Here is a 24471-nt window from a genome sequence, read left to right as displayed (position 1 = left end):
CCTCATTCCAGCCCGGCACGTGTGGCGTCGTCCAGCGGGCTCCACCAGGTCAGCGGCGGGGCGATCGTGAAGCGTCTCCCGCTCAGGGTGTCCGGGACGATCCGTATGAAGTGGTCTTTGCGTCCGGTCTCCCACGGAAACAGGAGCAGTCCGACGGTGTCCAGAAGCCCTTGCGTCCGTTCGACGGCCGCGGCTTGGCCCTTGACGACGACGCTCCATGCGACGCCCGCATCCGCATCGACGCCGTCGGCTTCCAGCGCAACCGGCATCTCCGCCAGTGCTGCCGAGAGTTTGGTTCCCGCACCGGTACGGAAGACCAGTGTTCCGTGATCAACCTTGTAGTTGATGGGGAAAATATCCGGGTGGTCATTCACCCAGACAGCAAGGCGACCCACCGAAACGCTGCGCAACAGCCGCCAGCACTCGTGGGTTGCGAGGACTTCCGCCTCCGGTACTGATGCTTCGTTCATCATGGGGCCGAGCGTACGCCGTCGTACCGCCCTTAAACAGGGCCCAAAGACCCTCGAAGCGAAAGCCCCCGGCATGGATGTTTCGCCCCTTGGAGGGGTAGTCTGACTGCACCGGCTACTGGACGGGGGAGCGGCAAGCCGTCCGCATGCATAACCTTCCGTCGGGAGGCGGTGTCCTTGAATGAACCTCTTCAGCCATCCGATCAGGTAACCCTCCAGCCGGTTGCCGGGGCTCGGATGGAGGAGCTCTTAACCGACTTTGTCGACAGGGCCGGGGAACTTCTGCATGCCCAGCAACGCATGCGGGGACTCCTGGAGGCTGTTGTAGGAGTAGCGGAGGACCTGAGCCTGGAATCCGTCCTGCACCGCGTCGTCAGTTCAGCCCGCCGTCTCCTGCAGGCTGAGTACGGGGCCTTGGGGGTCCTCGGGGATGACAAGGCTTTGAGCCATTTCATCACGGTGGGCATCGACGATGAACTGGCCCGGCGGATCGGACCTCTGCCTACAGGGCACGGGGTTCTCGGGCTGCTGATACGTGACCCAAAACCGTTGAGGCTCCATGACCTGCAGCAGCACGCCGAAGCTTATGGATTCCCTGAGAACCACCCGCCGATGAAGTCTTTTCTGGGTGTACCAATCCGGGTCCGGGACGTGGTGTTCGGCAACCTCTATCTGACACAGAAAGAGGGGGGCGGGGACTTCACCGCTGAAGACGAGGACCTGGCCGTCGCTCTCGCGGCGGCTGCGGGGGTTGCGATTGAAAACGCCCGGCTCTATAACGATGCGCGCCGCAGAGCCAGCTGGCTTCAGGCGTGCATGGACGTGACCGGAAAAATGATGGGGGATGAGAGCACCCCGGAAGGGCAAAGCGGGGGATTGGACATGATCGCCGCCCGTGCGCTGAGGGAGGCTGATTCCGAGCTGGCACTTATCCTCGTTCCGGAGAATCCCTCCGGGCCGTTCAGGGTCGCCGGAGCGGCAGGAGACAGCGCAGCGGCGTGGGTGGGCCGGGTCCTGGCCCTGGAGTCGACCAAAATCAGTGCCATCGTCACTACAGGGAACGCCGCCGTCCTCGATGGCGCCCCGCTCGTCCTTAGGGGCGGCGAGGATCCAGGACCGGGCTGTGTGCTGGTGGTAGCCCTCAATTCCCCAAGTGGCCACCACGGGCTCCTGATGCTCGTGCGAGGGCGCGGAAACGGGGTGTTCAGCCGGACGGATGTCGAGATGGGTACCGTGTTCGGCTCCCACGTGGCCCTTGGCCTCGAACTAGCCCGGGCACACCGGTTGCGGGAACAAATAGCGGTGTTCAGCGACAGGGACAGGATCGCCCGTGATCTTCATGACGTCGTCATCCAGCGGCTCTTCGCAGCCGGGCTGAGCATTCAGAGCGTTCGCAGACTCATTACCGACAGTTCCGCCGCCCAGACAATCCAGAGTGTGACCGCTGAACTTGACGAGATCATTCGGGATCTTCGCAACACAATCTACTCGCTGCGTGCCACGTCCGGTGAGAAGGAGCTCCTTAGCAGCCGCATCATCCAGACCGTCCGGAGCACGGGAGCGTCCCTCCCATTCGCCCCGGTTTTGACACTCACCGGGCCTATCGACGCGGTGCACGATGAAGAAACGATTTCGAACATGCTGGCTGTCATCTCGGAAGGTCTGAGCAACGCCGTCCGTCATTCAGGGGCGGATTCCATTAGCGTATCCGTCTCCGTGGACAACGGAAGCGCCGTCGTCCAAATCGAGGACAACGGTTCAGGCTTCGCCGAGCCGGCTCCGGGAAACGGGCTTGCAAACATGGACCACCGCGCCCGCGCCCTGGCCGGCTTCCTGGCGGTCACGTCCTCCCCGGAATCAGGCACAGCCCTCACCTGGTGCGTCCCCGTCTATTGAATGTCACTGGCTGAATATCACTGGCCGGATGCCGGTTCATGTGCCATGTGCACGGCTGCCTGTGTCCTCCGTTCAAAGCCCAGCTTTGCAAGCAGGGATGACACGTAGTTCTTGACCGTCTTTTCCGCCAGAAGCATCCGGTCTCCGATCTGACGGTTGGTCAGGCCTTGTCCGACAAGTTCCAGAACACGACGTTCCTGCGGCGTCAGCGAAGCCACTCTGGGATCCACCCGCTTGGGCTCGGCCAGTCCCTGAATAATTCTTGCTTTCAGGCCCGCGTCAAATAGCGATTCCCCGCGCGCGGCCCTGTGCAGGGCGCCGATGAGGTCCGAACCGCCGATCTCCTTGAGCACATACCCGGCGGCCCCGGCCAGCACCGCGCCCCGGAGGGCCTGTTCGTCGTCGTAGCTCGTCAGGATCAGACACTTAAGCGTCTCATCCACGGACCGTACGTCCCGGCAGACCTCGATGCCGGTGCCATCCGGCAGTCGGGCGTCCAGCACAGAGACGTCCGGGTGCAGAGCGGGAATCCGACGCGTGGCTTCCGCGGCCGAGCCGGACATGCCCACGACAAGGAAACCTTCGCTCTCCAGCAGGTCCTGAAGCCCCCGACGCACCAATTCATGGTCATCAAGAATGAACACCCGGATGCGGGTAGGAGAAGAAACGTCACCGACCCCGACCGATGATGCTGGTCCGTCCATGTTCATCTCCTCTCGTGCCGTGCGTCCTGGCTGCGACGGGACCGGCGGGTTGTGTGTGACTAATTCTTTAGGAACCATGGTGGGCTCACAAGGGTCCAACGGCCCGGGAACGTGAGGCTCTCCGCGGGGACTTGTGACTAATGGCCCTACTCTTGTCGGCGTGCCCGGCAGAGGGTGGTGGCAACGGCTCGATGACGAAACGGGAGACCCACGATGGCCAGGGTGGACGATGCGTTCAAGATTGTGGTGGGCGTCGACGGCTCGGAAGCCTCCGTCGAAGCGTTACGGCAGGCGCAGCGTTTTGCGGTGCCGCTGGGGGCGGAGATTGAGGCCGTGGCGTGCTGGGAGTACCCGAACATGTACGACACCTACGTGGCCGTGGGCATCGGAGGGTTCAAGGAGCGCGCCGAGGAACTGCTTCAGGAGGCCGTCACCATGGCCTTTGGCGCCAAACGGCCGCGGAATGTGCATACCCGGCTCGTAGAAGGACTCGCCCGCTCGGTGCTAGTCGATGCCAGCAAGGAGGCGAACCTCCTCGTGGTCGGACGGAGAGGGCACGGCGGGTTCGCCGGGTTGCTGCTCGGGTCGGTCAGCTCAGCCTGCGTCGCCCACGCCCATTGCCCTGTCCTCGTCGTCCGGGGCGATGCCAAAGAGGACTCGGCACGTTGGGCAGTTCCGTTTCCGCTTCTTCTCTGAAATTAGTGGGCCATGAAAGACAGGACCATTCCTTCGCTTCGCTTCTGCGGAGCGACCGACACTGTAACAGGCTCACGTCACCTGGTGGAGTCCAAGGGAACACGCATCCTGATCGACTGCGGGCTCTTCCAAGGCTTCAAACGTATCCGTGACCGGAATCGCTCGCCGTTTCCCGTCCCGCCCGGATCCATTGACGCGGTGCTGCTTACCCATGCACACCTGGACCACAGCGGTTACATTCCGGCGCTGGTCAGGGATGGCTTCAACGGTGCTGTTTACGCCACCCCCGGCACCGTAGAACTGAGCACCCTGCTCCTGCCTGACAGCGGCCACCTGCAGGAAGAGGAAGCGCGCTATGCCGACCGCCGCGGTTACTCCGGGCATCACCCGCCCGTGCCGCTCTATTCAGCCGCTGACGCCGTCAGGTCCTTGAACAGATTCCGGGAGCAGGACTTCGACACTGCTTTCGGCCTCGGGGGAGGAATCGAGGCGACTTTCCTGCCGGCAGGACATATCCTGGGCGCCTCCCAGATCCTGCTGACGGTGCAAGGCACGCGGGTGCAGTTTACGGGCGACCTGGGCCGGCCGAATGACCCGCTGATGTATCCGCCCCGTGATCTTGGTGCCGTGGACGTTCTGGTGACCGAGTCAACGTATGGCAACCGGACCCACCCGACCACGAACCCGGAGACAGAACTCGGTGAGATCATCACTCGTACAGCGAAGCGAGGAGGCGTGGTCCTCATCGCCGCCTTCGCTGTCGGACGGGCCGAAACATTGATGCTTCATCTTTCCCGGCTACGGCGCCGGAAGGCGATTCCGGACATCCCCATCTACCTCAATAGCCCCATGGCCATTGATGCATCAGGCATGTACCAGCGGCACCCGGATGAGCACCGCCTGGAGCCTCAGGATTACCAGGACATGTACCGTGTAGCCACCATGACGCGGAGCGTCGATGAGTCAAAGCTGCTCAACCTCCGGGGAGGACCAATGATCGTCATCTCGGCGAGCGGCATGCTGACCGGCGGTCGGGTCCTGCACCATCTGCAGGCGTATGGTCCCGATCCCAAGAACGCCGTGGTGCTGAGCGGCTATCAGGCGGCAGGAACCCGTGGTGCCGCCCTCGCCGAAGGCGTCAAAAACCTGAGGATCTACGGCGAGGATGTCCCCATAAAGGCCGAGGTGGTGCCGATGGACGAATTGTCAGCTCACGCTGATTCCAATGAAATCATCGAATGGATGCGAGCCGCCCCTCAGATGCCTCGCATGACTTACATCACCCACGGAGAGCCTGACGCCGCGGACGCTCTGCGGGTAAGAATCAAAAGAGAGCTGGGCTGGAGGGCCCGGGTCCCGGAACACCTCGAAACCGTATCTCTCCAGCACCCTGCCTAACTGCCGCAGCACGCTGCTGCCTGAGCGCTGCCGGTTCCGCCGCGCGGATCCGTCACCAGGGCAAATGGTCCCGAAGTGCCGCGCCTGCCCATGGGCCAGAACGTCCTGGCCGGAAAGGGCGCTCCTTGCCGACGTAGCCCCAATGCCGCGGATTTCGACGAGCCGTCTAGGATCGGAGGGGTCGCTTCCCTATGCTGGTGCGCATGGAAGCCTCACCGGCAACGAGCGCGAAACCGATTCTTACTCTCACGGTGAACCCTGCTCTGGACGTCAGCACCTCTACTGAACGGGTCACCAGCGGTCATAAACTCCGGTGCGGCACGAGCCGTCTCGATCCGGGCGGCGGAGGCGTGAACGTGGCAAGGGTGGTTCAGAGACTCGGGGGTCAAACCCTCGCGGTGTACACCGCAGGCGGTCCCACAGGAGATGCCTATCGGCGGCTCATTGAAGCCGAGCGCATCCCAACCCTGGCCGTACCGATTCAGGGTAGTACCCGCCAGGACTTCACTGTTGATGAGACTGATACCGGAAAGCAGTTCCGTTTCGTGCTCCAAGGTCCCGAACTCAGCGAAGAGGAGTGGCGGGCCTTTCTGGCCGTTGTTGCGGCCTCGATTCCCGCGGGAGGGTTCGTAGTTGCCAGCGGCAGTCTGCCGCCGGGAGTACCGGAAGATTTCTATGCCCGGGTCGCCCGCCTATCACGCGAGGGCGGTGCCCGCTGCGTAGTGGATGCCTCCGGCCCGGCCCTCTCCGCAGCGCTTGCCGAAGGCGTCTTTCTGATCAAACCCAGCCTGCGCGAGCTGGGCGAGGAGCTAGGCGGCGCGGCGCTCGACACCGAGCCGAGCCAGATCGGGGCGATCTCGAGACTGGTCGCGGAGCGCTCCGCCGAATACGTCGCATTGACCCTCGGTGAAGCGGGCGCGGTACTTGCCTCGAAGTCCGGCACTATCAGAATTCCTGTGCCAGCGGTGCGCGTGATCAGCACCGTCGGGGCTGGTGACAGTTTTCTCGGCGCGTTTGTACTCCGACTCGCGCAGGGTCACCCTGTGGAGACGGCCTTCCGGGCTGCCGTTGCCGCTGGAAGCGCAACAGCGATGACGCCTGCGACCGAACTCTGCCACCGTGACGACGTCGAACGGCTCGAGGCGGAACTCGCGGCGGCGCTGCTTTAATCGCCTGGAGAGTCAAAGCGCCCGAGCCTGGGGTTGCACGCCAAGTGTTCGATGCTGGTGACGACTTGTCTGGCCTAAGCACGCTCCTTTCCCAGTGCCGTGACAGGGCTATCGAAGGGAAGCGCGCCGGCGGTCACGCAGTTTCGTCGTCCTGTCCGCGGACCAGTGTTCGCTTCTGATATTCCGTCATGCCCGCCCCCTTTGTTTCCTTCTCCTGGGTTTACCTGACGGTTTTATGCGCCGCTGGGAGCCAGCCTGGCGAAACGGCCGGTGGTGTTGCCCGGTCAGGTCCGGACGTTCACGTTGCCCGAGACGAGCGTGCCGAGGCGGGCGGCCGGGTCCAGGTCAATCCCGTCTTCGGTGAAGTTCAGGTTGTCCCCGCTGATGACCAGGACGGTGCCTTCGCGGGCCGCTGCCATCCAGCAGGCATCGCCGGGATCCGTAAGGTCAAGTTGCCGGGAAAATATCGACTCCCCGTCGATGTCAAAACTCACAAAACCCTGCTCGGTCACGGTGCAGCTGCAGCTGTCCTTCACACCAGTGGTGTGCTCGACGATGTCGCCGTAGTCCGCGCTCAGGGATAGCTGGAAGCCGTGGGTGAGCAGGACCGAGACCAGAGCGGAGATCAGTTCTCCGCCGAATCCGCGCAGAGCCATGTTCGGGAACAGGGTAAAGGCCAACGCGGGGACCGTTCTGGTCCCGGTCTCATCCCGATGGTCGAGGGTAAGCCGGGCCCCCAGAGGCGTGAGCTCCTCGATCGGGCCGGCTGACTCGCGGACCGTCAGACCGGGTTCCTGACAGTCACGGTGGCAGATCCAGGGATCGAACGTGACGTGCTCGGTCCCGTCCGGGGCCGTGCCTTCAGTGACGTCCACGCTCAGTGAGAGCGCTTCGCCGGGCTGCAAGGGCAGCCCGCAGGAAGCGCAGGTCCGGGCCGTAGCCGCGGTCGTGGTGACGAAATGGCTGGCGTCGCGGCCCTTGAAGGCTTCCAGGCGGCCGTCCCAGGCGACATTGCTTGTGATGGGCATCATGGCAGTCTAATACCCGGGCGGCGATACCGGCCGGCATCTCGGCTGTCTCCCGTCGACGCGGCAGCAGCGAAGTACTGGGGAACCATGGTCTCCCTTCGCGGGACCGTTATCCCTGTCGACCTTGAGCTGGCCTTAGGCCGCCTCAAGACAGTGCCCGAACAGCGCCATCAGGAAGCGGCTGCTCTGTTCGGCTAAAAGCCGCCGCACTGGAGGCCAGCATTGGCCAGCATCCTTGCGCCCCTGGACGCCTGCCGGAACAGAAAATCACCAGCGTTGTCAGTTCCGGCCCACTCTGGCCGACGGCGAAGCCGGCACAGGAGCGCTAATCGCCGAGCCCTGGGCCTGTACCTGACATTGTTCAAAAGGATGCCCACGCCGACACCGCACGCGTCCAGCCAAGCCGCCGTCGCGCGTTCCGGGACTGCCGTCCCGTATTGTCCTCAGCCTGTCAGCCATGCACACCGCCCGCGGCCCCAAGAGAAGTGCGGCACGCACGAATGAATCTTGCGGAAGCAGCTGGTGCGGTTGTTCGCCCCGGACATTTCGCCCCTTCCCGGCGAGCCATCCACGTCCGCCGCTCCCGCCTCATGCAAGCTCAGCACGGCAGGTACCAAGCCGCAGTCCGCTTGACGGGGACTTACGGCACTGGCATCCAGCGCCGGGGCCTGCGAAATTTAACCACATTAGGGGCGGGCAGGGGATGGAGCGCAAGGATGCGTGTCAGGGAGGTACTGGCAGGGGTCGATGACTCAATTGCGGGGCGAAATGCGGTGGACTGGGCCGCGCAGCGCGCCAGTGAGCGGGCGCTGCGGCTGAACCTTGTCCGCGTTGTTCCAGGTCCCTGGGTTTACCAACGCGCGTCCCAGTATCGTCAGGCGATGGCACAAGCCCGAGAGCTGTTGGAGGCAGAGTCCTCCCGGCTATCGGCGCTGATGCCCGAATTGGAGGTCGTAACCACCCGTCGTACCGGAGAAACGGCCGTGGTGCTTCGGCAGCTATCCGATGCCTCTGAGACTGTGGTCGTTGGGTCGGACCGTGCCCCCGATAGTCATGGAGAAGGATCCGGGGCGGTCAGCTTCCAGGTCGCCGTCGTCAGCCGCAGTCCCGTTGCGGTCATTCCAGCGTTTATCTCAACGGACAGCTCCGGCGTACTTGTCGGCGTTGACGGTTCGGCGGACTCCGCAGTGGCTGTGGACTTCGCGTGCCGGGAAGCGCTGCGGCTGGGCGAAGACTTAACCGTCGTGCATGTTGAGCCAACAGCAGGCGTATCCGCAGCCACGGTGAAGATTCAACCGGGCGGGCATGAAACAGAACCAAAGAGCAGGAGGCTGCTTTCGGCAGCCAGTCTAACGGCAAGGGATCTGTACCCGGGACTGGACATCCATGAGGCCCTTGAAACAGATGATTCGCCCGCCTTCGCGCTTATCCACGCCGCACGTCACGCCCGATTACTGGTTATCGGTTGCCGTGGCCGGGGCGGGATAAGGAAACCCGTTGGCACCGTAGCCGAAAAAATCCTTCAGCACCTCCCGTGCCCCACAATCGTCACCCGCCCAGCAAACGGACACGAGTAGCGGCTATCGGGGCAGGGAGGGCCGACGGAACCTCCCCGATTCCTGCAGCACGGACAAATCGGCAGATTGCATGTGGCGCTGCAGATGCGGAGATGACGCGGGACGGAAGTCTCTGCCGCTTCTAGAGGGAAGCGGCGACACCCAATCTGGCGAGGTAAAGCCGAAGCGTTACCGTGACGGAAGGAACGCAGGATGTATTGGAACGATGGGATGGGGCTTGGGGATATCCCCTGATGGGCCCGAGCTTCCTAATGTTCTGGGCCGCCGTTATTGCTGCCCTCATGTTTGTTCTTCCGTTCAATGGCAGCGAAGAACGTCAAGTCCGAACAGGCCCGGGAGGAAACTCCGGAGCGTCTGCTGGCCGAGCGCTTTGCCCGCGGCGAGATCGATGAGAGCGAATACACGGCCCGCCCGGACGTCCTCCGCCGCAACCTCGGTCGATAACGTAACCCAGTGGCTCTGCCGCCCAGAAGCAACAAACGCGGTCCGAACCCGGAACCCAACCGCAGTTTGCGGTGGCCGGTGTCGCAGGCATGCAAGCATGCAGGCGTCACGGGATGCACCCTGTAGAATCCGGCGCGGCGCAGCAACGGCCAGAGGCCGTGCCCACCGAAGCTGGTTCAGGAGTCCAGCGGACCGCCAGCGGAAGCGTGGTCGCGGGGCTGCCACCAGTGGGTGGGTGCGCTGGTTACGACGAAGCGGCGCCCCGTGACTTCCGTGGGCGTGATGCGCACAAGAGTATCTTTGACACCCTCCTCCCAAGGAGAGAGGTCACGGTCCAGGGCCAGCCCGGCCGATTCAACGGTTTCAGGCTTTCCCTTAAGGACGACACTCCAGGCTATCGTCCCATAGGAATTCAGTCCGTCGGCTTCAAAGGCGACCATACCCCCAGCAATGAGAGCTTCCAGCTTGGTACCGGGACCCGTCCGGAAGATCAGGGTTCCGTCTTCCGGCAGATAATTTACGGGAAAGATTTCCGGACCGGTGTCGATAACGACAGCCAACCTGCCAACTGAAGTTGAACGGAGGTATCCCCAGCAGTCGTGAACGCCAAGGATTTCCGTCGTGGGCTCTGCGTTCGGGTTATCCATGTTGCGAGGCTATGTCAGTTGCTGCCGCCCCGGTAGGGCAGAAGGTCCCGAACCCTGCACCCGGGGACAGAGTGCACTCCATCCAGTGCGCCCGCCTGCTGTCGCAGCGCAACTGAGCCGCAGGGCCGTAAGTTCTACCCCGAGATTCCGTGGAGCAGAGCAATGACTGTCAGTCGAAAACGGCGGAGGAACGGGACCTACTCATTGTCTGACCCCATGTCGGGACTTATGGCACGTCCGCGCAGGTACGGGTTCCATAAGACTGGAGATAGGAAGACAGGAGGCTTCGTCATGACTGTTCTTGTTGCCTATGCAAGTTCCTTGGGATCGACTCGGGAGATAGCTCAACATATGGCATCCCGTATGGCGGTTGCACTCGGCGAGGTCGAGTGCCGGTCCGTGCAGGAAGTCGAGGCTGTCTCCAGCTATGAGGCTGTCGTGGTCGGCAGCGCAATCCACAACCAGGCGTGGCTGCCCCCGGCTTTGCTGTTCTTCACCCGCCATGCCCACGAGCTGGCCAAACGACCCGTCTGGGCCTTCAGCGTAGGGATGGCTGACGCGCTGCCAAAGCCGTTTCGCAAGCGCGGTGCGGCACTGCAACAGGAACGTCTTTCACGGGTCCTGGTCAAGGAATGTCCGCTTCGCGGCCACAAAATCTTCTCCGGTGTCTACAAGGCTGGCCAGATGCCGGCACCGCTCCGGATGTTGTTCCGGCTCGTCGGCGGGCGTTTTGGGGACTTGCGGGACTGGGCGGTCGTCGACGGCTGGACGGATCAGATTACGGACCAACTAGCTAAACCCGCTTCATCCACGTCTTCAGGCAGCATCCCTGCATAATGCGATCGAGACTGCACGGCCCGCGGTCCAACCGCCCGGCGGGGTGGACGTGATGCCGGGGAGGCCCTATGACGGATGTGAGCATACGCACTGAACGAGGGGACATGCCTGCCTACGCAGCGACACCGGCCGGCGCGGGTACGTGGCCCGGGGTCCTCGTCATCCATGACGCACTCGGCCTGAGCCGCGATACCCGCGGCCAAGCCGACTGGCTGGCCAGCGAGGGATTCTTGGCCGTGGCACCTGACCTGTTCTACTGGGGCAGCAGGGCGACTTGCTTGTGGTCCCTCATCCGCGGCTGGCGGCCCCTCGGCGACCTTGACGTCACCCGCGCCTGGCTAGCCGCACAGGACGGGTGCAACGGCCGGATCGGGGTGATCGGCTCTGCATGGGCGGCGGGTTTGCCCTCATGCTGGCCCCGGACCATGACTTCGCCGCGGCAAGCGTGAACTACGGCGGACTCGATGACGAGACCGCCCGCGCATTGCCCCGGGCCTGCCCGATCGTGGGCAGCTACGGCGGCAGGGACCGCTGGCCGGGAGTGCGGAAGGTCCTGGCCCGTCTGGATCCGCTGCTCGCCGGCGCCGGGATAGACCATGACATCAAGGTCTATCCCGGTGCCGGGCACGGCTTCCTCAACAATCATGGCCCGTCCGAGCTCACCTTCGGGGACAGGTTGCTCGCGAAGCTGGTTGCAGCCGGCTATCACGAGCCCTCCGCCGAGGACGCGCGCAGGCGCATCCTCGCCTTCTTCCGGGAACACCTGAGCCCTGAGCCCTAGGAGGAAGCGCGATGACACACCGCACACCGAGGGGAGTGCTACTGGCGGCGGGTGCCGCGGCCGGTTTCACCGCCGGCTATCTGTCACTTGTACGGCCACGCCTGCTCCACTGGGGTGCGACCGCTGACGAAGTGAAGGGACCCTACCCGGGCGCCGAGCTGATTCCGGACAGCACCCGAAGCGCGACCATGGCCGTGACCATCGATGCGCCCCCTTCCCGCGTGTGGCCCTGGCTGGTCCAGATGGGAACCGATCGCGCCGGCTGGTACAGCTGGGACCGTCTCGATAACTTCGGGCACCGCAGCGCTGACAGGATCCATCCCGAGTGGCAGGAAATCTCCCTTGGGGACCATCTGGCGGCAAAGCCCGACAGCAGCCAGTGGTGGGAGGTCGCGGCGCTTGAACCCGGGCGGTTCTTGGGCCTCCGTATGTCGCTCGATCTCCGGGGGCGTCCCTTCGACCCAGCACGAACGCGGCCGCGCCATTACACCGACTCGATCTGGGGATTCGAGCTGCACGAATGGCCGGGTCAGAAAAGCCGGCTGGTAGTCAGCGGGTGCTGGTCGCTACAGCCTAAATGGCTTCAACCCATCCTGAGCATTGCCATGCTGGAGCCCTCGCACTGGATCATGCAGACCCGTCAGTTCTCGAATCTAAAGCGCCTCGCCGAATCAACAAGGGCCTGACCTTTCCTCCGTCCGGAACCGGGCCGGCCCTTGAGAACGGGCCGGCGACCGTTGGGAGACGGGCCCGGCCGGGGCCGACAGCGCGAGGCCAAGCGTCCAGGGGAGGGAAGGACGCCGACGGACGGTATAGCCCCATGGGCGCTGCGGTCTGAACAGGCCACCGGTCGCCAGGCGCGAGGCTTAGGCGCGGAGGAGTCTTGTTCGTGCCCGGTCCGGGACCAAGGCTCTGGCCCGTTTTCATGGCACGGCGCACCGTGCACTTACGGCCACCGCCCAAGTCAGTGAGATTTCGGAAGGTTCTATATCCAGTGCCCGATCCATGCGCAAAGCGCCTGAGGCCACCAATGGGGCGTAGGGTGCTGTTCGTCGGCGGAATTGTGTCTTCGCTGCTCTGGCCGCTCGCCAGTGAGGTGCTGGGAAGGACAACCGACTCTCCTGAAGCCTATTGAGCGTCCGGCACCTGCTGTAGGGCCGAAGGCCCGGCGTTATCTGCCCCGTCACCCGACTCTGGAAATGAAACCAGGGGCACGCATGGCGCCTGGCGGAGCGCCGGATTTGAAGCGGGCGTGGCCGACTCAAAGAAGAGTGGTCGGCTTGTGACTAAATGCCCTGTGGCAGGGACCGGAATCAAGCGACACTGGACGCCGGCACGCAAGCCAGGCTGAAGGGAATTGGTCATGATGTACGGATGGGATGGAAGCTGGGGCATCGGCGGCTGGATCGCAATGGGTCTAATGATGTTGCTGTTCTGGGGAGGCCTGGTCACGGTGGTGATCCTCTTGCTTCGCGGGAGCCGCTCGGGAGGACGGGGTTTCTACGGGCCACTGCACGATGATTCCGAGCGTATCCTCAATGAGCGCTTCGCCCGGGGCGAGATCGACGAAACGGAGTTCAACGCGCGCCGCGACGCTCTGAGGCGCCGACCGTGAACAGGCTTTCCCTCGGGGCCCTGGTCCTGTTCGGAATCGTTGCGACCGTGATCCTGGCGGGCGTGTCCTTGGTCGCCTTGGCGCTCGTGGGCGGCGGCACGACTCCCCTCGGGTTCGGGTTCCCGGCTGCCGCGCGATGCACGACCCCGGCACTGCCGGGCACTCTTATCGACGTCACCGCCACCGATATGGGAGGCCCGATGATGGGCGGCCCCCGGAGGATGGGAGGTATGCGCCTGACCGCGGACCGGGCAACCGTTCAGCACGGTGAGGTGTCATTCCTGGTCACCAACGCAGGACGTCTGGCCCATGAAATGATCATCCTTCCGATGCCAGGCACACAGATCGCAGGCACGCGCGTCACGGGCCGTGATGGGAAGATTGATGAAACGGGAAGCCTGGGTGAAGCTGCCGCCACTTGCGCCGAAGGTGAAGGGCAAGCAATCCTCCCCGGTGCTGGCGGGTGGGTGACGGTCACTCTTCCCCCCGGCCGCTATGAACTCATCTGCAACCTTCCCGGGCACTATGTCGCAGGGATGTACACGCAGCTCACAGTCACCTGAGCCGCCTCGTCGCACCAACGAGTCGGACCCTGAGGCGCATACGGTGAACTTGTCCGCCCGCCGCGCTCCGGCCAAGGACGAAAGCTGGCCGTTGGGTCACACGTTCCGCACTCTTTGATGGTCACTGCTTCGTCCCCAGGGGCCAGGTATCCCGAACCGAGATAAAGAGAAGGCACGCCGCGCCTCCTCCTCCTGTGTTGGCGTTAGGGAATGGGTGGTGTCCAGACCCATTCCTGGATTTCCGGGAGATCTTCGAAGTGTTCGCGGATATACCGCGTGTGTGCGTCCAGTTGTCTGCGGCAGAACTCCACAAGTTCATCCGCGCCCGGGACCCGCCGGCAAACGCGACGCAATGCTTCCAGGACCAGGTGGTAGCGGCTCAATTTGTTCAGGACCACCATGTCAAAGGGTGTGGTGGTGGTTCCTTGTTCGTTGTAGCCGCGGACGTGGAACTGTTCCGGGCGGGGCCTTCCGTGCAGGAGCTGGTGCAGGGCAYGGGCGTAGCCGTGCCAGGCAATGATGACTTCCCCGTCGGCTGTGAATAGTTCTTCGAACTTCTCCCCGGACAGACCGTGGGGGTGGGTGTCGCGGGGCGGAAGGACCATCGCATCCATGACGTTGACAACGCGGACCGTCAGTTCAGGGAGATGCGTTTGCAGCAGCCAGGCGGCGGCCAGCGTCTCTTGGGTGGGGATGTCCCCGGCACAGGCCATGACGACGTCAGGCCTGGCCCCGGCACGGGCAGGCTCCTCGTTACCGGCCCAGGACCAGACGGACGCTCCCGCTGCGGCGTGCTGTCTGGCTTCCTCGAGCGTCAGGTACTGCGGGTGGGGCTGCTTGTCCACGACCACCAGGTTCACGTAGTCCTTGCTGCGCAGGATGTGTTCGGCGGTGACGAGGAGGGTGTTTGCATCCGGAGGCAGGTAGACGCGGGTGACGGTCCCTGACAGGGACAACACCGTGTCGATCAGCCCGGGTCCTTGGTGGCTGAATCCGTTGTGGTCGTTGCGCCAGCAGGTGGAGGTCAGCAGGATGTTCAGGCTCGGTACGGGTACGCGCCATTCAAGTTCCCGTGCGTGCTGAAGCCATTTGGCATGTTGGATGGTCATCGAGGCGCTGACCATCGCGAAGGCCTCATAGGTGGCAAAGAGCCCATGGCGGCCCGTGAGTAGGTATCCTTCCAGCCAGCCCTGGCACAGATGCTCGGAAAGGACTTCCATGACCCTGCCTCCGGGCGAGACATGGTCTACAGCCAAGGCACGCTCCCCGTCCTTGGTAGGTTCCAGGAGGCAGCGGTCGGTGGCTTGGAAGACAGCCCCGAGCCGGTTGCTGTTGGTTTCGTCGGGGCAGAAGAGCCGGAACCGGGGGTTTATGGCTGTATCGATGTAGATGTCCCGGAGCAGTTCGCCCAGAGGCCTGGTGGTCTCATGGATGACCGATCCTCGGGGGGTGTCCCTATGCTTTTGGTCAAGCGGCCTGGGCGGGTTTCTCTTCGTAGAAGGTGCCGTGTCGGAGCATGGAATAGATGACGTCGCAGCGGCGCCGGGCCAGGCAGATGACGGCGGCGTTGTGTTTCTTTCCTTGTGCCCGTTTCTTTTGGTAGTAGGCCTTCGACGCGGGGTGGTGGCAGCTGGCGATCCAGGCGGATCTGAAGAGGGCGTTCTTGAGCTGTTTGTTCCCGGAGCGTGCGGGGAATTCACCGCGGATCGAGGTTCCGGAGCGCCGTGTCACCGGGGCGATGCCGGCGTAGGCGGCGAGGTGTCCGGCGGAGGTGAAGGTGCCGGCGTCGCCGATGGTCAGGAGTATCGTCGCTGCGGTCTTGATGCCGACTCCCGGCATGGACATCAAGACCTGGGAAAGAGGGAAGTCATCGAGGAGTTTTTCGACTTCTTCGGCCACGATGGCGCGTTGGTGTTTGAGTTCCTTGATCTGGGCGGCGACCCGCGGGATGACCAGTTCGACTGCTTCGGTGCCGATCACGGTGACGGTCTGCTCGCCCAGTGCCGAAAAGACCGCGTCGATCAGGTTCATCGGATCCTTGCGGCTGTGGTTTCTGGCCCAGCGCAGCACGTTGGAGCGCCCGGCTGCCCGCAGTCCGGTGGGTCCGGAGTACTTGATGAACAGTTCCAGGACCAGGGACCTGGTCAGTACGGTGCCGGGGAAGACGCGCTCCAGGGCGGGGAAATTGCAGCAGCAGGGACCGCATGCGGTTGATCGCCCTGGTGCATTCGTGGGTCAGGTCGGCGTCGAATCCGGAGAGCACTTTCAGCGCGGCGAGGACCTCGCTGTCCCGGTCAACGGCCCGCAGTGTGTGCGGCATTGCCCGGGCCGTTTCGGCGATAATGAACGCGTCTCTGGCATCTGTTTTTGACTTGCCGGGGTACAGGTCCGCGGCTTTGCGCATTGCCAGGCCGGGCAGGTATGCCACGGTGCAGCCGCTGTCACGGGCCACGGCTATCGGCAGTGCGCCGATGGTGTTGGGCTGGTCGACGATCACAAGCACGCGGCCGTGCTGCTGCAGGCCGGTGAAGAGCTCGCGCAGCCGCGCTTCGTCCTGCGGCAGCGGCTTGTCAAAGACGCGTTCGGCGGCGGCGTTGAATGCGGCGGCGTGATGTTCGGATTTGCCGACATCGAGTCCGCAGTAGACCTCGTATCCTTCGTCCATCCGGCGCTCCTTTGCACCACAATCGGCCGCAGTCACGACACCCGATGCTGTCACCCACGTTACAAAGAGACCTGGCCCCGTTGGAAGGAGCCGGCCGTGTCCCTATCAGCAGTCAACGCGTGTCTCCGAACCCGGCGACAACACCCCCCGGATCATCAATGACAGGGCGAGAAAGTCATACCGGGCCCAGCGACCAACCCCCGACCTTCGGGGACCCAATAAATGTAACGGGGCGGCGGCATGGCGTACCGTTCCAGGGCGGGGATTTCGAGGGCAGTGCCGGCGCCGCCCCGGCTCGCACGTGCGGCGCCTATGCGAAGACTGCGCTCCGGGGCAAGTGCGGCCAGTTCGGGGATGAGCCGGCCTGCGTTGTCGAAGAGGGTTTCCGGCCGGGAGGAGCGCATCCAGGTCTCCAGCTGGGCCAAGTGTTCAGGGTTCTCGCGAACACCGCCAGGGGCACTTGGTGGGAACGAAAGGTTCCCTCGGACGGGGAGGCCACCGACGGTGGCCGGCCCGGTCCACCCTTTGGGCGTTCGCAGGATGATGGCAGGCCATTTCGCGGGACCGTGGACACCTTGGCCGAGCGCCTGGGATTGCAGCTCGCGGATGCTCGCATACGCCGCGTCCATGGCGGTGGCCAGCTCGCGATGGACAAGCCGGGGATCGTCGCCGGAGACGGTCACCGGGTTCCAGCCATGGGCCTTGAGCAGCGCCTCCACGTCCTCGTGGGATCTGCGGCCCAGGACGGTTGGGCCGGAGATTTTGTGCCCGTTCAGATGCAGTATCGGCAGTACGGCACCGTCCCGTGCCGGGTTGAGGAAGGATGGCGCCTTCCAGGATGCTTCCAGTGGCCCGGTCTCGGCTTCGCCGTCGCCGATGAAGCAGGCGACGATCAGCCCGGGGTTGTCCATGGCGGCGACGGCGGGACCACAGTGTCCAGGACCCGCAACGGACAGCACTTCGGCTGCGGTTCGTTTGATCAGCCGGTTCAGGTGGGCATAGATCAACGACAATCCAGGGCTGGTCCCCCAATCTCCCAGAAGGCGGGGTTTGATGTTGCTTGGCAGCAGCGGCTCTCGCAGCAGCGGGTCTTGGTGAGATAGTTGGCCGCGGACCAATACTGGTTCAGCAGCTCAAAGTCCTCATCCGCAGTTTCCGGGACGGCGGTTGCTGTTTCATGGGTTTGCCTCTTCCGGGGCCGGCGGCGTGCCGATGACGTTTCTGGCCGCTGGACTGCCTAGTCTTCACGGTGTCAGAGACCCGGCGAGGCGGTTAGGGCCATAGGGCCACAGACTGCGCGGCAGCGGCACTTCACTCACAACTCCACCTAGAACGTGGTGGTTCTCGCCGAGCAGTGGTTTGTCAGCCAAGGCAGCCAGTTATCCGTTGGTGCCGCCACGGGATCCAGCGACACTTGCTAAGCCGTTCGGGGAGGTCGTCCGTGGTATTGAGTTCGACGTCGTCGGCCGTTTCCAACCGCTCGACGCAACCCGAACCACAATATCCTTCCGCGGATCACAAGTGACCCTCCCAAGGTCGTACCCTTGTCCCAAGGTCGACTCAATCAGGCAACGCATTCGAACGGATACGGCATGTCAGATCCCAACGTCCAGGAGCGTCACTCCACACAGTTTCCGATCACCGAGGCCGCGTGCCTTCCCCCGGACCAAGTGCTCGAACAGCTAGCGTCCAGTCCGGCGGGGCTATCGAATGAAGAAGCCGCTACGCGCCTTACCCAACTCGGCCCGAACGCCGTGCGGACGCACCGGGCGAATGGATGGGCGGTGTTGGGCCGGCAGTTCGCCAGCCCCATCCTCATCCTGCTGATCATCACGGCCGGGCTGTCCCTCTTCCTGGGCGATGCCACGAATTCGATCGTGATCGCCATGATCCTCCTGGTCAGCGTGGGATTGGGCTTCATCAACGAATTCCGCGCCGAACGAGCCTCCGAAGCCCTGCACTCCCGCGTCATCCACCGCGCCATCGTGCTCCGCGACGGAACCACAGAAAACGTGGACGTCACCGCGCTGGTGCCCGGCGACGTCGTGCATCTGGGTTTGGGGGCCATCATCCCCGCCGACATCCGCCTCCTGGGCACCCAGAACCTCCTCTGCGACGAAAGCATCCTGACGGGGGAGTCCCTCCCGGCCGGCAAGGATCCGGCCCCCGTGCCGCCCGGATCGGCGCTGGGCGACCTCTCATCCTGCGTCTTCATGGGAACCGTCATCCAGTCCGGCGGCTGCACCGGAGTAGTGGTGGCCACCGGCGGCCGCGCCGAATTCGGCCGGATCGCGCTGGGCCTGGGGGAACGGCAGCCCCAAACCGAATTCCAGCTCGGGCTGAAGCGGTTCTCGTTCCTGCTCTTGCAGGTGGCCACCGGGCTCACCACGCTGATCTTCATCGCGAACCTGCTGCTGCACCGCCCGCTGATCGAGTCGTTGCTGTTCTCCCTGGCAATCGCCGTCGGCATCACACCGCAGCTGCTGCCCGCCGTCGTGAGTACCAGCCTCGCCACGGGCACGCGCCAGCTGGCCCGACGGAAAGTCCTGGTCAAACGATTGGTCTGCATCGAGGACCTGGGCGACATGGACATCCTGGTCACCGACAAAACAGGCACCCTCACGGAGGGCCGGATCAGCTTCACCGGCGCGCTGCCCGCCTCCCCGGGCGTGTCCGGCGTCGAACTTCTCACCTTGGGTTTGTTGGCCACCGAAACCGACTACGCCGAGGCCAAACTATCCACGGCCGGGCAAAACCCGCTGGACGCCGCACTGTGGGAGAGCTCCGGGGCAGCCGCCTTCGATCCCGCCCGCTTTGAGCGCCTCGACCTGATCGGCTTCGACCACCAGCGCCGGCGGACCAGCGTGCTGGTGCGTGAGGCCGGCGGCCTGGCACGCCTGGTCACCAAGGGTGCCCCCGAGGGCGTCCTCGCCCTCTGCGGGCCGACGTCACCCAAGGTGAAGGCAATGCTGGACGGACAGTTCGACGCCGGATCGCGCGTCGTGGCGGTAGCCACCCGCCCAGCGGTCGGGATGAGCAAGATCAGTCCTGACGACGAAAAGGACCTCGTCCTGGTTGGCTTCCTCGTCTTCCTCGACCGGCCCAAGGCAAACGCGAAAGCGTCCCTCGAACGGTTGGCCACGCTGGGCATCTCCGTGAAAATCGCCACCGGAGACAACGCCAAAGTCGCCGAAAAAGTATGCTCCGAGCTCGGGGTGCTTTCCTGGGGAACGCTCACCGGCGCGGACGTCGACGCACTGTCCGATGCCGAGCTGGCCGCCACCGCCCGGGAAGCCACCATCTTCGCCCGCGTCTCGCCCGAGCAGAAAGCACGGATAATCACTCTGCTGCGCCAAAGCGGCGGGGCAGTGGGTTTCATGGGCGACGGCGTCAACGACGCCCTGGCCCTGCACCGCGCGGACATCGGTATCTCCGTGGACAGCGCCACCGACGTCGCCAAAGACGCAGCCGATGTGGTGCTTATGGACAAGGACCTGGGCGTTCTGGCCGACGGCGTGATGGAGGGCCGGAGGATCTTTGCGAACACCATCAAATACGTGCTGATGGGAACATCGAGCAACTTCGGCAACATGTTCAGCGCGGCCACGGCGTCGGTGGTGCTGAGCTTCCTGCCGATGCTGCCAGGGCAGATACTGCTCAACAACCTGCTCTACGACAGCGGCCAGTTGGCCATCCCGGGCGACCGCGTGGACAAGGAACAGCTGTTGGCACCGTCGCATTGGAACATCGGTTTCATCCGGCGGTTCATGTTCCTCTTCGGGCCGATTAGCTCGATCTTCGATTTTGCGACCTTCGGGCTCATGCTGTTTGTCTTTGAGGCGGTCCCGGGGGAGTTCCGGGCGGGTTGGTTTATCGAATCCATCGCCACGCAGACCCTTATCATTTTTGCCATCAGGACCCGGCGGGTTCCGTTCGTGCGAAGCCGTCCCTCCGCTGGCCTCTTGGGTGCATCCTTGGGCGTGGTGGCCGCGGGTATCTTCCTGCCGTTGTCACCGCTGGCGGCCCTGCTGGGCTTTGATCCGTTGCCGGTGCCGTTCTTCCTGACGCTGCTGGGAATGATCGTTGTCTACATGGTCCTGGTGGAATTCGCCAAGAGCTGGTTCTTCGCCCGGGCCGCACAGCAGTTGCCGGAGATTCCGACGACTGTCCGCCGTCGGCCGGATACCCACCACATCTCCCGCCGCGCCTCCCGCTTCAGCGCGCCGGTTGCCGCGGTAGTCCCTGGGCGTCCGGTGCGTAGGCGGCGCAAGGAGCAGTAGCTGCGCCCTGTTGGAGTTAGCGGGGGAGGGCGAACACGTTTAGCATGTCGGACAAGAGTGCCACAAGAGCTCCGACGGATGATCAGTCTGCAATCGTTCTTATCGCTGGCAGAGGGTACAGTGCCGGCCCCGCTTCCCGATTCCAGCTGGATAGCCCGTCTCCCGACGGCATCCGCCTCTATTGGTTGAGGCTCCGATTCGCTGGATCATCCGAAATAACGACGACGGCTGTCGCTTCCGCGATTGCCCGTTCCTCGTCATAAGGGACGACTAGGACAGGACACCTTGACCCGTCGGTGCTGATGGTGCGGATAGTTGTGTCCTCCGTTTGGTTCCTGTCCTCGTCGATGAAGAGGCCAAGAGGCTTGAGCAGAGGCATCACCCGCGACCTGAACTGACTGGAATGCTCACCGACACCACCGGTAAGGACCAGGTCTCGGCGCCGCCTGCACCCGGACGACCCCAATGATCCGTACGTTTTCCGCGTCGACATGTCCGACGTCGGCTTGGGCACCCTGCCAGTCGTGTTCACCGGCGCCCCGGACACCGGCAAGAGGCAACTCTTAATTGGACGTGATGGCATTCGAGAAGCGCCCCGACGCACAAAATCCCAGGCGACTGGCCACCGGAACCCTCGCCGCAGGTGCAGCCACGTTCGCGGTCCGCCGTGGCTTGCGCCGTTCACACCCGGCAGCCGGATCCCGCGCATTGAGCACCCATACAACTGATGTCACCCCGCAAACTAAAGGAGATCGGCAACACGGCAAGAGCTCTGATTCCATACGGGACAACCGAAGGACAAACCGCGAAGATCGTCGACGTCATTGCGGACGTTATCCGGGACAGGGGTCACACGGCCGACGCCGTCGACATCAACGGACCGTCCAGCACCCTGCCCGCCGGCTACGACGCTGTGATCGTCGGCGCGTCCATCCACATGGGCAAGCACGACAAACACGTAGTCGAGTTCGTGCAGAAAAACCACGACACGTTGGAGCAGCTCCCTTCGGCCTTCTTCTCCGTCAGCCTCGCCGCCCACGGCGACACCGGGCAGGCCGAGACGTACGTCGACCAGTTCGAAGAAGAGACTGGGTGGCGCCCCGACCAGGTCGCCTTGTTCGGCGGTGCCCTCCTCTGCACCGACTACGGCTTCATCAAGCGGCACATGATGAAAAAGATCGCGCAGGACAAGCCAGGCAACCTCGGACTCGACATGTCTCGCGACTACGTCTACACCCAGTGGGACGCGGTCAAACGATTCGCAGAGCACTTCGCGGACAGGCTCAAGTCCACCTCCCCGTGACGCTCACCAGGCCACGGCCGGGAAGAGGCGGTGATGATGGACAGGCTCACCGCGGATGACCAGCTGGTCCTTTGGTCCGACGACACATGGCCGCAGGACATCGGCGCACTCATGTTTTTGGACGGCAGCAACCTGCTCGACGCCGACGGGCAACTGCGGATCCATGCGGTGCAGGAAGCACTCAAACGCCGCCTGCACATTCTGCCCCGGCTTCGCCAAGTGCTCTACTTCCCCCGTTGCGGTCTCGGCCGGCCTCTTCATCCGCCTGCATCACGTCATGGGAGATGGAATGGCCAGCGTGACTGCCCTGGCGGCGTTACTGGACACCACCCGGAGGCCGGCACGGAACACCCGTGCCCGAGTGGACTCCGTCGCGGTGGCCGTCCACGGCTGCCCTCCTGGTCGACAACCTGCAGGACGTCGGCCACGACCTCGCTCAGGTGCTGGCTGCGATCACACATCCCGTGCGGACGGTCCGCGGCGCTGTCAGCGCGTGGCCCACCTTCCAAGGGTTGCTCGCCGCCGAGCCCGGACCGAGCACCAGCCTGAACCGGCTGGCCAGCCGGGGATAGCGCATTGAGGGCATGTCCGTGCCGATCTACGTGCCCATGTCGCTCCGGGCAACAAGTCCCAAAGCGCGCGATTACCAGGCGGAGAACTTCATCAGCCAATTCGCCGTGCCAGTTCCGTTGGCGGACATGGATCCTGACTCCAGGCTAAACAGATCGCCGGGGAGACCACAAGACGCAAGGCCATGCCCCACACTCCCCTCGGCGCCATGTTCGGCAACAGGCTCATCAGCGGCATCATGATCAAGTTCGTTGCACGGCGCCGGGTTAACGTTCTCAGCGCGGACCTGCCGGGGCCAAGAGACCCGTTGTACTTCTGCGGTGCGCGGATCCTGGAGGTGTTCCCGCTGTTGAACCTCATCGGGAACGTCTCCCTCGGCGTAGGAGCAATATCCTGCGCAGGAAGTTTTTGCATGTTGGTGGTCTCCGATGCAGACGCCTATCCCGACCTCGATGTCTTTACCGACAAGTGCATGCCGAGACCTCGAGGCGCTCCTCCGGGTCACCCAGAAACGACAGGTCAGGCTCAATACGCTAGAGGAGGAGTAACAGAAACCAGACTCTCGGCCCGTTGCCGGATTCCCTGGAGCATCTTGCGCTCCATCATGAACCAGCACACGTCGATCAGCGGCGCCAGAATCCAGAGGGCAGCCCTTGTGTAAATCCGGATGCGCACCCGGCTCACCAGCCGCGTGGTGTCCCCGTTCGCGTATAGGGCGAAGCACCAACTGACGCGGCCGGGCACGGGTTCCAGCACCATGGCTTGTTCGGGGCGGAGGACCGCAACCGGCCAGTCCGGGCCTTTGCCCAGAGGGATCACGTCCCCCGCGGCCAGCGCCTGGAACTCGGGAAGCACCCTTTCGCTGCTTGGGCCGCTGAGGATCCCGAAAGCCTGATCCAGGAAGTCGTAGCTGTACAGGCCCCCGCGACCGTTACCCATTTGCACGAGCCATGGCCAGATGCTGTCCGGGGCCGCCTTGATGGACACGGCACGGGTTGTTGTCAGGTAGGGAGCGTCCACGATCCCGTCACCCGGCATTGCACGGTTTGCCTCCTTCCTGCTGGCTCCCCAGTGGAGATGGAGCGGTCGCAGGAAACGATGATAGGCAGCCGTTGCGGCCAGAAATCCACCGGCACTGCCAACGACTCGCGGAAGCAATTGAGCTGAATGCCCGGAAACGTTCATGATTGAGTCTTTCACAGCGGTGAATCGGAAAGGCGTCCTCTTGTGGTCACCAGGAATGAAGTTCGCGGGTGGTGTCCGACGGACAGAAATCCTCAGCGTCAGTTCGTGCCACCCGCGAACGGTTGTTGTCGGGTCAAAGCTCATGAAGGTCCGGTCGTGGTCAGGGTATGTATCGCTCTGACAAGTTCCTCACGCAGTCTTGACAAGTCAGGGCATGTCTCGGGGTCGGCGATTGCTGTGATGGTCAGTGTTCCGGCCCAGCAGGTTCGTGACGAACGTATGGACAAGGTGCGTGGTCATGAAGAAGCGGTAGGCGCCAAGGTGCGAAAGTTGCCACCGCTGCGGACCCGTCGGGCGGTTGAGTGAACTGCGGGCTGCCCTGGTCCTGACCGGCAGCCGCAGCTCGGACGCTCCGCTGGCTGCTGTACGCAGCGCTGCCGGCAGTCTGGCCAGTCCATCGAGTCGGCTCTTTACCGCATCAATGGTCAGGGCCAGCGCCGAGTATGGAGTGTCCCGCTCGTGGCGGTCATCCCAGCGGCCGCGCCCGTCTTCAGCGCCGGCCAGGGCCTCCAAGACGGCCAGGCCGCCGATTCCATCGGTGAGGACATGATGAAAAACGAAAGCAAGCGCTGCCTGGGTCATC

At 63.8% G+C, this 24471-nt stretch carries 25 protein-coding genes and 2 pseudogenes; 16 read left to right on the top strand and 11 right to left on the bottom strand.

Annotated elements, in window-relative coordinates; translation table 11 throughout:
* Positions 1-2: 2 nt before the first annotated feature.
* Entirely contained in the window at positions 3-473 is a 471-nt protein-coding gene (locus AC1D14_RS05190) for a pyridoxamine 5'-phosphate oxidase family protein (protein ID WP_230116726.1), read from the bottom strand.
* Positions 474-707: 234 nt separating this feature from the next.
* On the opposite strand from AC1D14_RS05190, the gene AC1D14_RS05185 reads away from it, so the two are divergent.
* Entirely contained in the window at positions 708-2366 is a 1659-nt protein-coding gene (locus tag AC1D14_RS05185; RefSeq protein ID WP_476968157.1) for a GAF domain-containing sensor histidine kinase, read from the top strand.
* Between the two features lie 17 nt (positions 2367-2383).
* On the opposite strand, the gene AC1D14_RS05180 is transcribed toward AC1D14_RS05185, so the two are convergent.
* Entirely contained in the window at positions 2384-3070 is a 687-nt protein-coding gene (locus AC1D14_RS05180; protein ID WP_230116724.1) for a response regulator, read from the bottom strand.
* A gap of 213 nt (positions 3071-3283) precedes the next feature.
* Between AC1D14_RS05180 and AC1D14_RS05175 the strand changes: the two genes are divergently transcribed.
* From AC1D14_RS05175 to AC1D14_RS05165, 3 genes are all read left to right on the top strand, one after another.
* Complete coding sequence (locus AC1D14_RS05175; protein ID WP_230116723.1) at positions 3284-3766, top strand: universal stress protein; 483 nt, start codon at positions 3284-3286, stop codon at positions 3764-3766.
* A 12-nt stretch (positions 3767-3778) separates the two neighbouring features.
* Complete coding sequence (locus AC1D14_RS05170; protein ID WP_230116722.1) at positions 3779-5164, top strand: MBL fold metallo-hydrolase RNA specificity domain-containing protein; 1386 nt, start codon at positions 3779-3781, stop codon at positions 5162-5164.
* 203 nt (positions 5165-5367) lie between these two features.
* Entirely contained in the window at positions 5368-6333 is a 966-nt protein-coding gene (locus AC1D14_RS05165; RefSeq protein ID WP_476968156.1) for a 1-phosphofructokinase family hexose kinase, read from the top strand.
* 284 nt (positions 6334-6617) lie between these two features.
* Here the strand turns inward: AC1D14_RS05165 and AC1D14_RS05160 are convergent, their stop codons facing one another.
* Positions 6618-7364: a hypothetical protein gene (locus AC1D14_RS05160; protein ID WP_476968155.1), complete on the bottom strand. Its 747-nt coding sequence runs from the start codon at positions 7362-7364 to the stop codon at positions 6618-6620.
* 497 nt (positions 7365-7861) lie between these two features.
* Here AC1D14_RS05160 and AC1D14_RS05155 point away from each other — a divergent pair, with 497 nt between their 5' ends.
* Positions 7862-8938 carry a universal stress protein gene (locus tag AC1D14_RS05155; RefSeq protein ID WP_354962092.1) on the top strand — a complete coding sequence of 359 codons (1077 nt, stop codon included), beginning with the start codon at positions 7862-7864 and terminating at the stop codon, positions 8936-8938.
* Positions 8939-9238: 300 nt separating this feature from the next.
* Complete coding sequence (locus AC1D14_RS05150) at positions 9239-9382, top strand: SHOCT domain-containing protein (protein WP_230116718.1); 144 nt, start codon at positions 9239-9241, stop codon at positions 9380-9382.
* A 176-nt stretch (positions 9383-9558) separates the two neighbouring features.
* On the opposite strand, the gene AC1D14_RS05145 is transcribed toward AC1D14_RS05150, so the two are convergent.
* The gene (locus tag AC1D14_RS05145; protein WP_230116717.1) at positions 9559-10029 is read right to left on the bottom strand and encodes a pyridoxamine 5'-phosphate oxidase family protein; all 471 of its coding nucleotides are present in this window, start codon (positions 10027-10029) and stop codon (positions 9559-9561) included.
* A 291-nt stretch (positions 10030-10320) separates the two neighbouring features.
* Between AC1D14_RS05145 and AC1D14_RS05140 the strand changes: the two genes are divergently transcribed.
* From AC1D14_RS05140 to AC1D14_RS05115, 6 genes are all read left to right on the top strand, one after another.
* Complete coding sequence (locus tag AC1D14_RS05140) at positions 10321-10866, top strand: flavodoxin domain-containing protein (protein ID WP_230116716.1); 546 nt, start codon at positions 10321-10323, stop codon at positions 10864-10866.
* Between the two features lie 68 nt (positions 10867-10934).
* The gene (locus tag AC1D14_RS05135; RefSeq protein ID WP_253073893.1) at positions 10935-11315 is read left to right on the top strand and encodes a dienelactone hydrolase family protein; all 381 of its coding nucleotides are present in this window, start codon (positions 10935-10937) and stop codon (positions 11313-11315) included.
* A complete protein-coding gene (locus AC1D14_RS05130; RefSeq protein WP_253073892.1) occupies positions 11255-11647 on the top strand; it encodes a dienelactone hydrolase family protein in 393 nt (130 codons plus the stop codon). The genes AC1D14_RS05135 and AC1D14_RS05130 overlap by 61 nt, the downstream gene beginning before the upstream one ends.
* A gap of 11 nt (positions 11648-11658) precedes the next feature.
* Entirely contained in the window at positions 11659-12333 is a 675-nt protein-coding gene (locus AC1D14_RS05125) for a hypothetical protein (protein ID WP_230116715.1), read from the top strand.
* Between the two features lie 677 nt (positions 12334-13010).
* A complete protein-coding gene (locus AC1D14_RS05120; protein WP_230116714.1) occupies positions 13011-13262 on the top strand; it encodes an SHOCT domain-containing protein in 252 nt (83 codons plus the stop codon).
* Positions 13259-13825: a sulfocyanin-like copper-binding protein gene (locus AC1D14_RS05115; RefSeq protein WP_230116713.1), complete on the top strand. Its 567-nt coding sequence runs from the start codon at positions 13259-13261 to the stop codon at positions 13823-13825. The genes AC1D14_RS05120 and AC1D14_RS05115 overlap by 4 nt, the downstream gene beginning before the upstream one ends.
* 203 nt (positions 13826-14028) lie before the next feature.
* Here AC1D14_RS05115 and AC1D14_RS05110 read toward each other — a convergent pair whose 3' ends face one another.
* The 3 genes and pseudogenes from AC1D14_RS05110 to AC1D14_RS05100 form a co-directional block, all read right to left on the bottom strand.
* On the bottom strand, positions 14029-15228 hold the full coding sequence (locus AC1D14_RS05110; protein WP_476968183.1) for a phosphoketolase family protein: 1200 nt from the start codon (positions 15226-15228) through the stop codon (positions 14029-14031).
* 64 nt (positions 15229-15292) lie between these two features.
* Positions 15293-16490: pseudogene (locus tag AC1D14_RS05105) on the bottom strand (IS110 family RNA-guided transposase).
* 155 nt (positions 16491-16645) lie between these two features.
* Entirely contained in the window at positions 16646-17608 is a 963-nt protein-coding gene (locus AC1D14_RS05100; RefSeq protein ID WP_476968154.1) for a phosphoketolase family protein, read from the bottom strand.
* 474 nt (positions 17609-18082) lie between these two features.
* Here AC1D14_RS05100 and mgtA point away from each other — a divergent pair, with 474 nt between their 5' ends.
* Entirely contained in the window at positions 18083-20770 is a 2688-nt protein-coding gene (mgtA, locus tag AC1D14_RS05095; RefSeq protein ID WP_230116711.1) for a magnesium-translocating P-type ATPase, read from the top strand.
* 178 nt (positions 20771-20948) lie between these two features.
* Here mgtA and AC1D14_RS05090 read toward each other — a convergent pair whose 3' ends face one another.
* On the bottom strand, positions 20949-21263 hold the full coding sequence (locus AC1D14_RS05090; protein ID WP_476968153.1) for a hypothetical protein: 315 nt from the start codon (positions 21261-21263) through the stop codon (positions 20949-20951).
* Between the two features lie 234 nt (positions 21264-21497).
* Between AC1D14_RS05090 and AC1D14_RS05085 the strand changes: the two genes are divergently transcribed.
* Complete coding sequence (locus tag AC1D14_RS05085) at positions 21498-22073, top strand: flavodoxin domain-containing protein (protein ID WP_230116710.1); 576 nt, start codon at positions 21498-21500, stop codon at positions 22071-22073.
* Between the two features lie 3 nt (positions 22074-22076).
* Here AC1D14_RS05085 and AC1D14_RS05080 read toward each other — a convergent pair whose 3' ends face one another.
* On the bottom strand, positions 22077-22334 hold the full coding sequence (locus AC1D14_RS05080; protein ID WP_230116709.1) for a hypothetical protein: 258 nt from the start codon (positions 22332-22334) through the stop codon (positions 22077-22079).
* Between the two features lie 92 nt (positions 22335-22426).
* Here AC1D14_RS05080 and AC1D14_RS05075 point away from each other — a divergent pair, with 92 nt between their 5' ends.
* Positions 22427-22645 carry a hypothetical protein gene (locus tag AC1D14_RS05075; RefSeq protein WP_230116708.1) on the top strand — a complete coding sequence of 73 codons (219 nt, stop codon included), beginning with the start codon at positions 22427-22429 and terminating at the stop codon, positions 22643-22645.
* 182 nt (positions 22646-22827) lie between these two features.
* Positions 22828-23100, top strand: a pseudogene (locus AC1D14_RS05070) (WS/DGAT domain-containing protein); the annotation flags it as partial.
* A 68-nt stretch (positions 23101-23168) separates the two neighbouring features.
* Here the strand turns inward: AC1D14_RS05070 and AC1D14_RS05065 are convergent.
* A complete protein-coding gene (locus tag AC1D14_RS05065; RefSeq protein ID WP_230116707.1) occupies positions 23169-23681 on the bottom strand; it encodes an SRPBCC family protein in 513 nt (170 codons plus the stop codon).
* A 354-nt stretch (positions 23682-24035) separates the two neighbouring features.
* Complete coding sequence (locus AC1D14_RS05060; RefSeq protein ID WP_230116706.1) at positions 24036-24470, bottom strand: wax ester/triacylglycerol synthase domain-containing protein; 435 nt, start codon at positions 24468-24470, stop codon at positions 24036-24038.
* Position 24471 lies beyond the last annotated feature (1 nt).

It is taken from the genome of Arthrobacter sp. P1_B11 (assembly GCF_056406715.1).
Note: the sequence above shows the minus strand (reverse complement) of the source record. Positions and strands in the feature narration are given on the sequence as shown.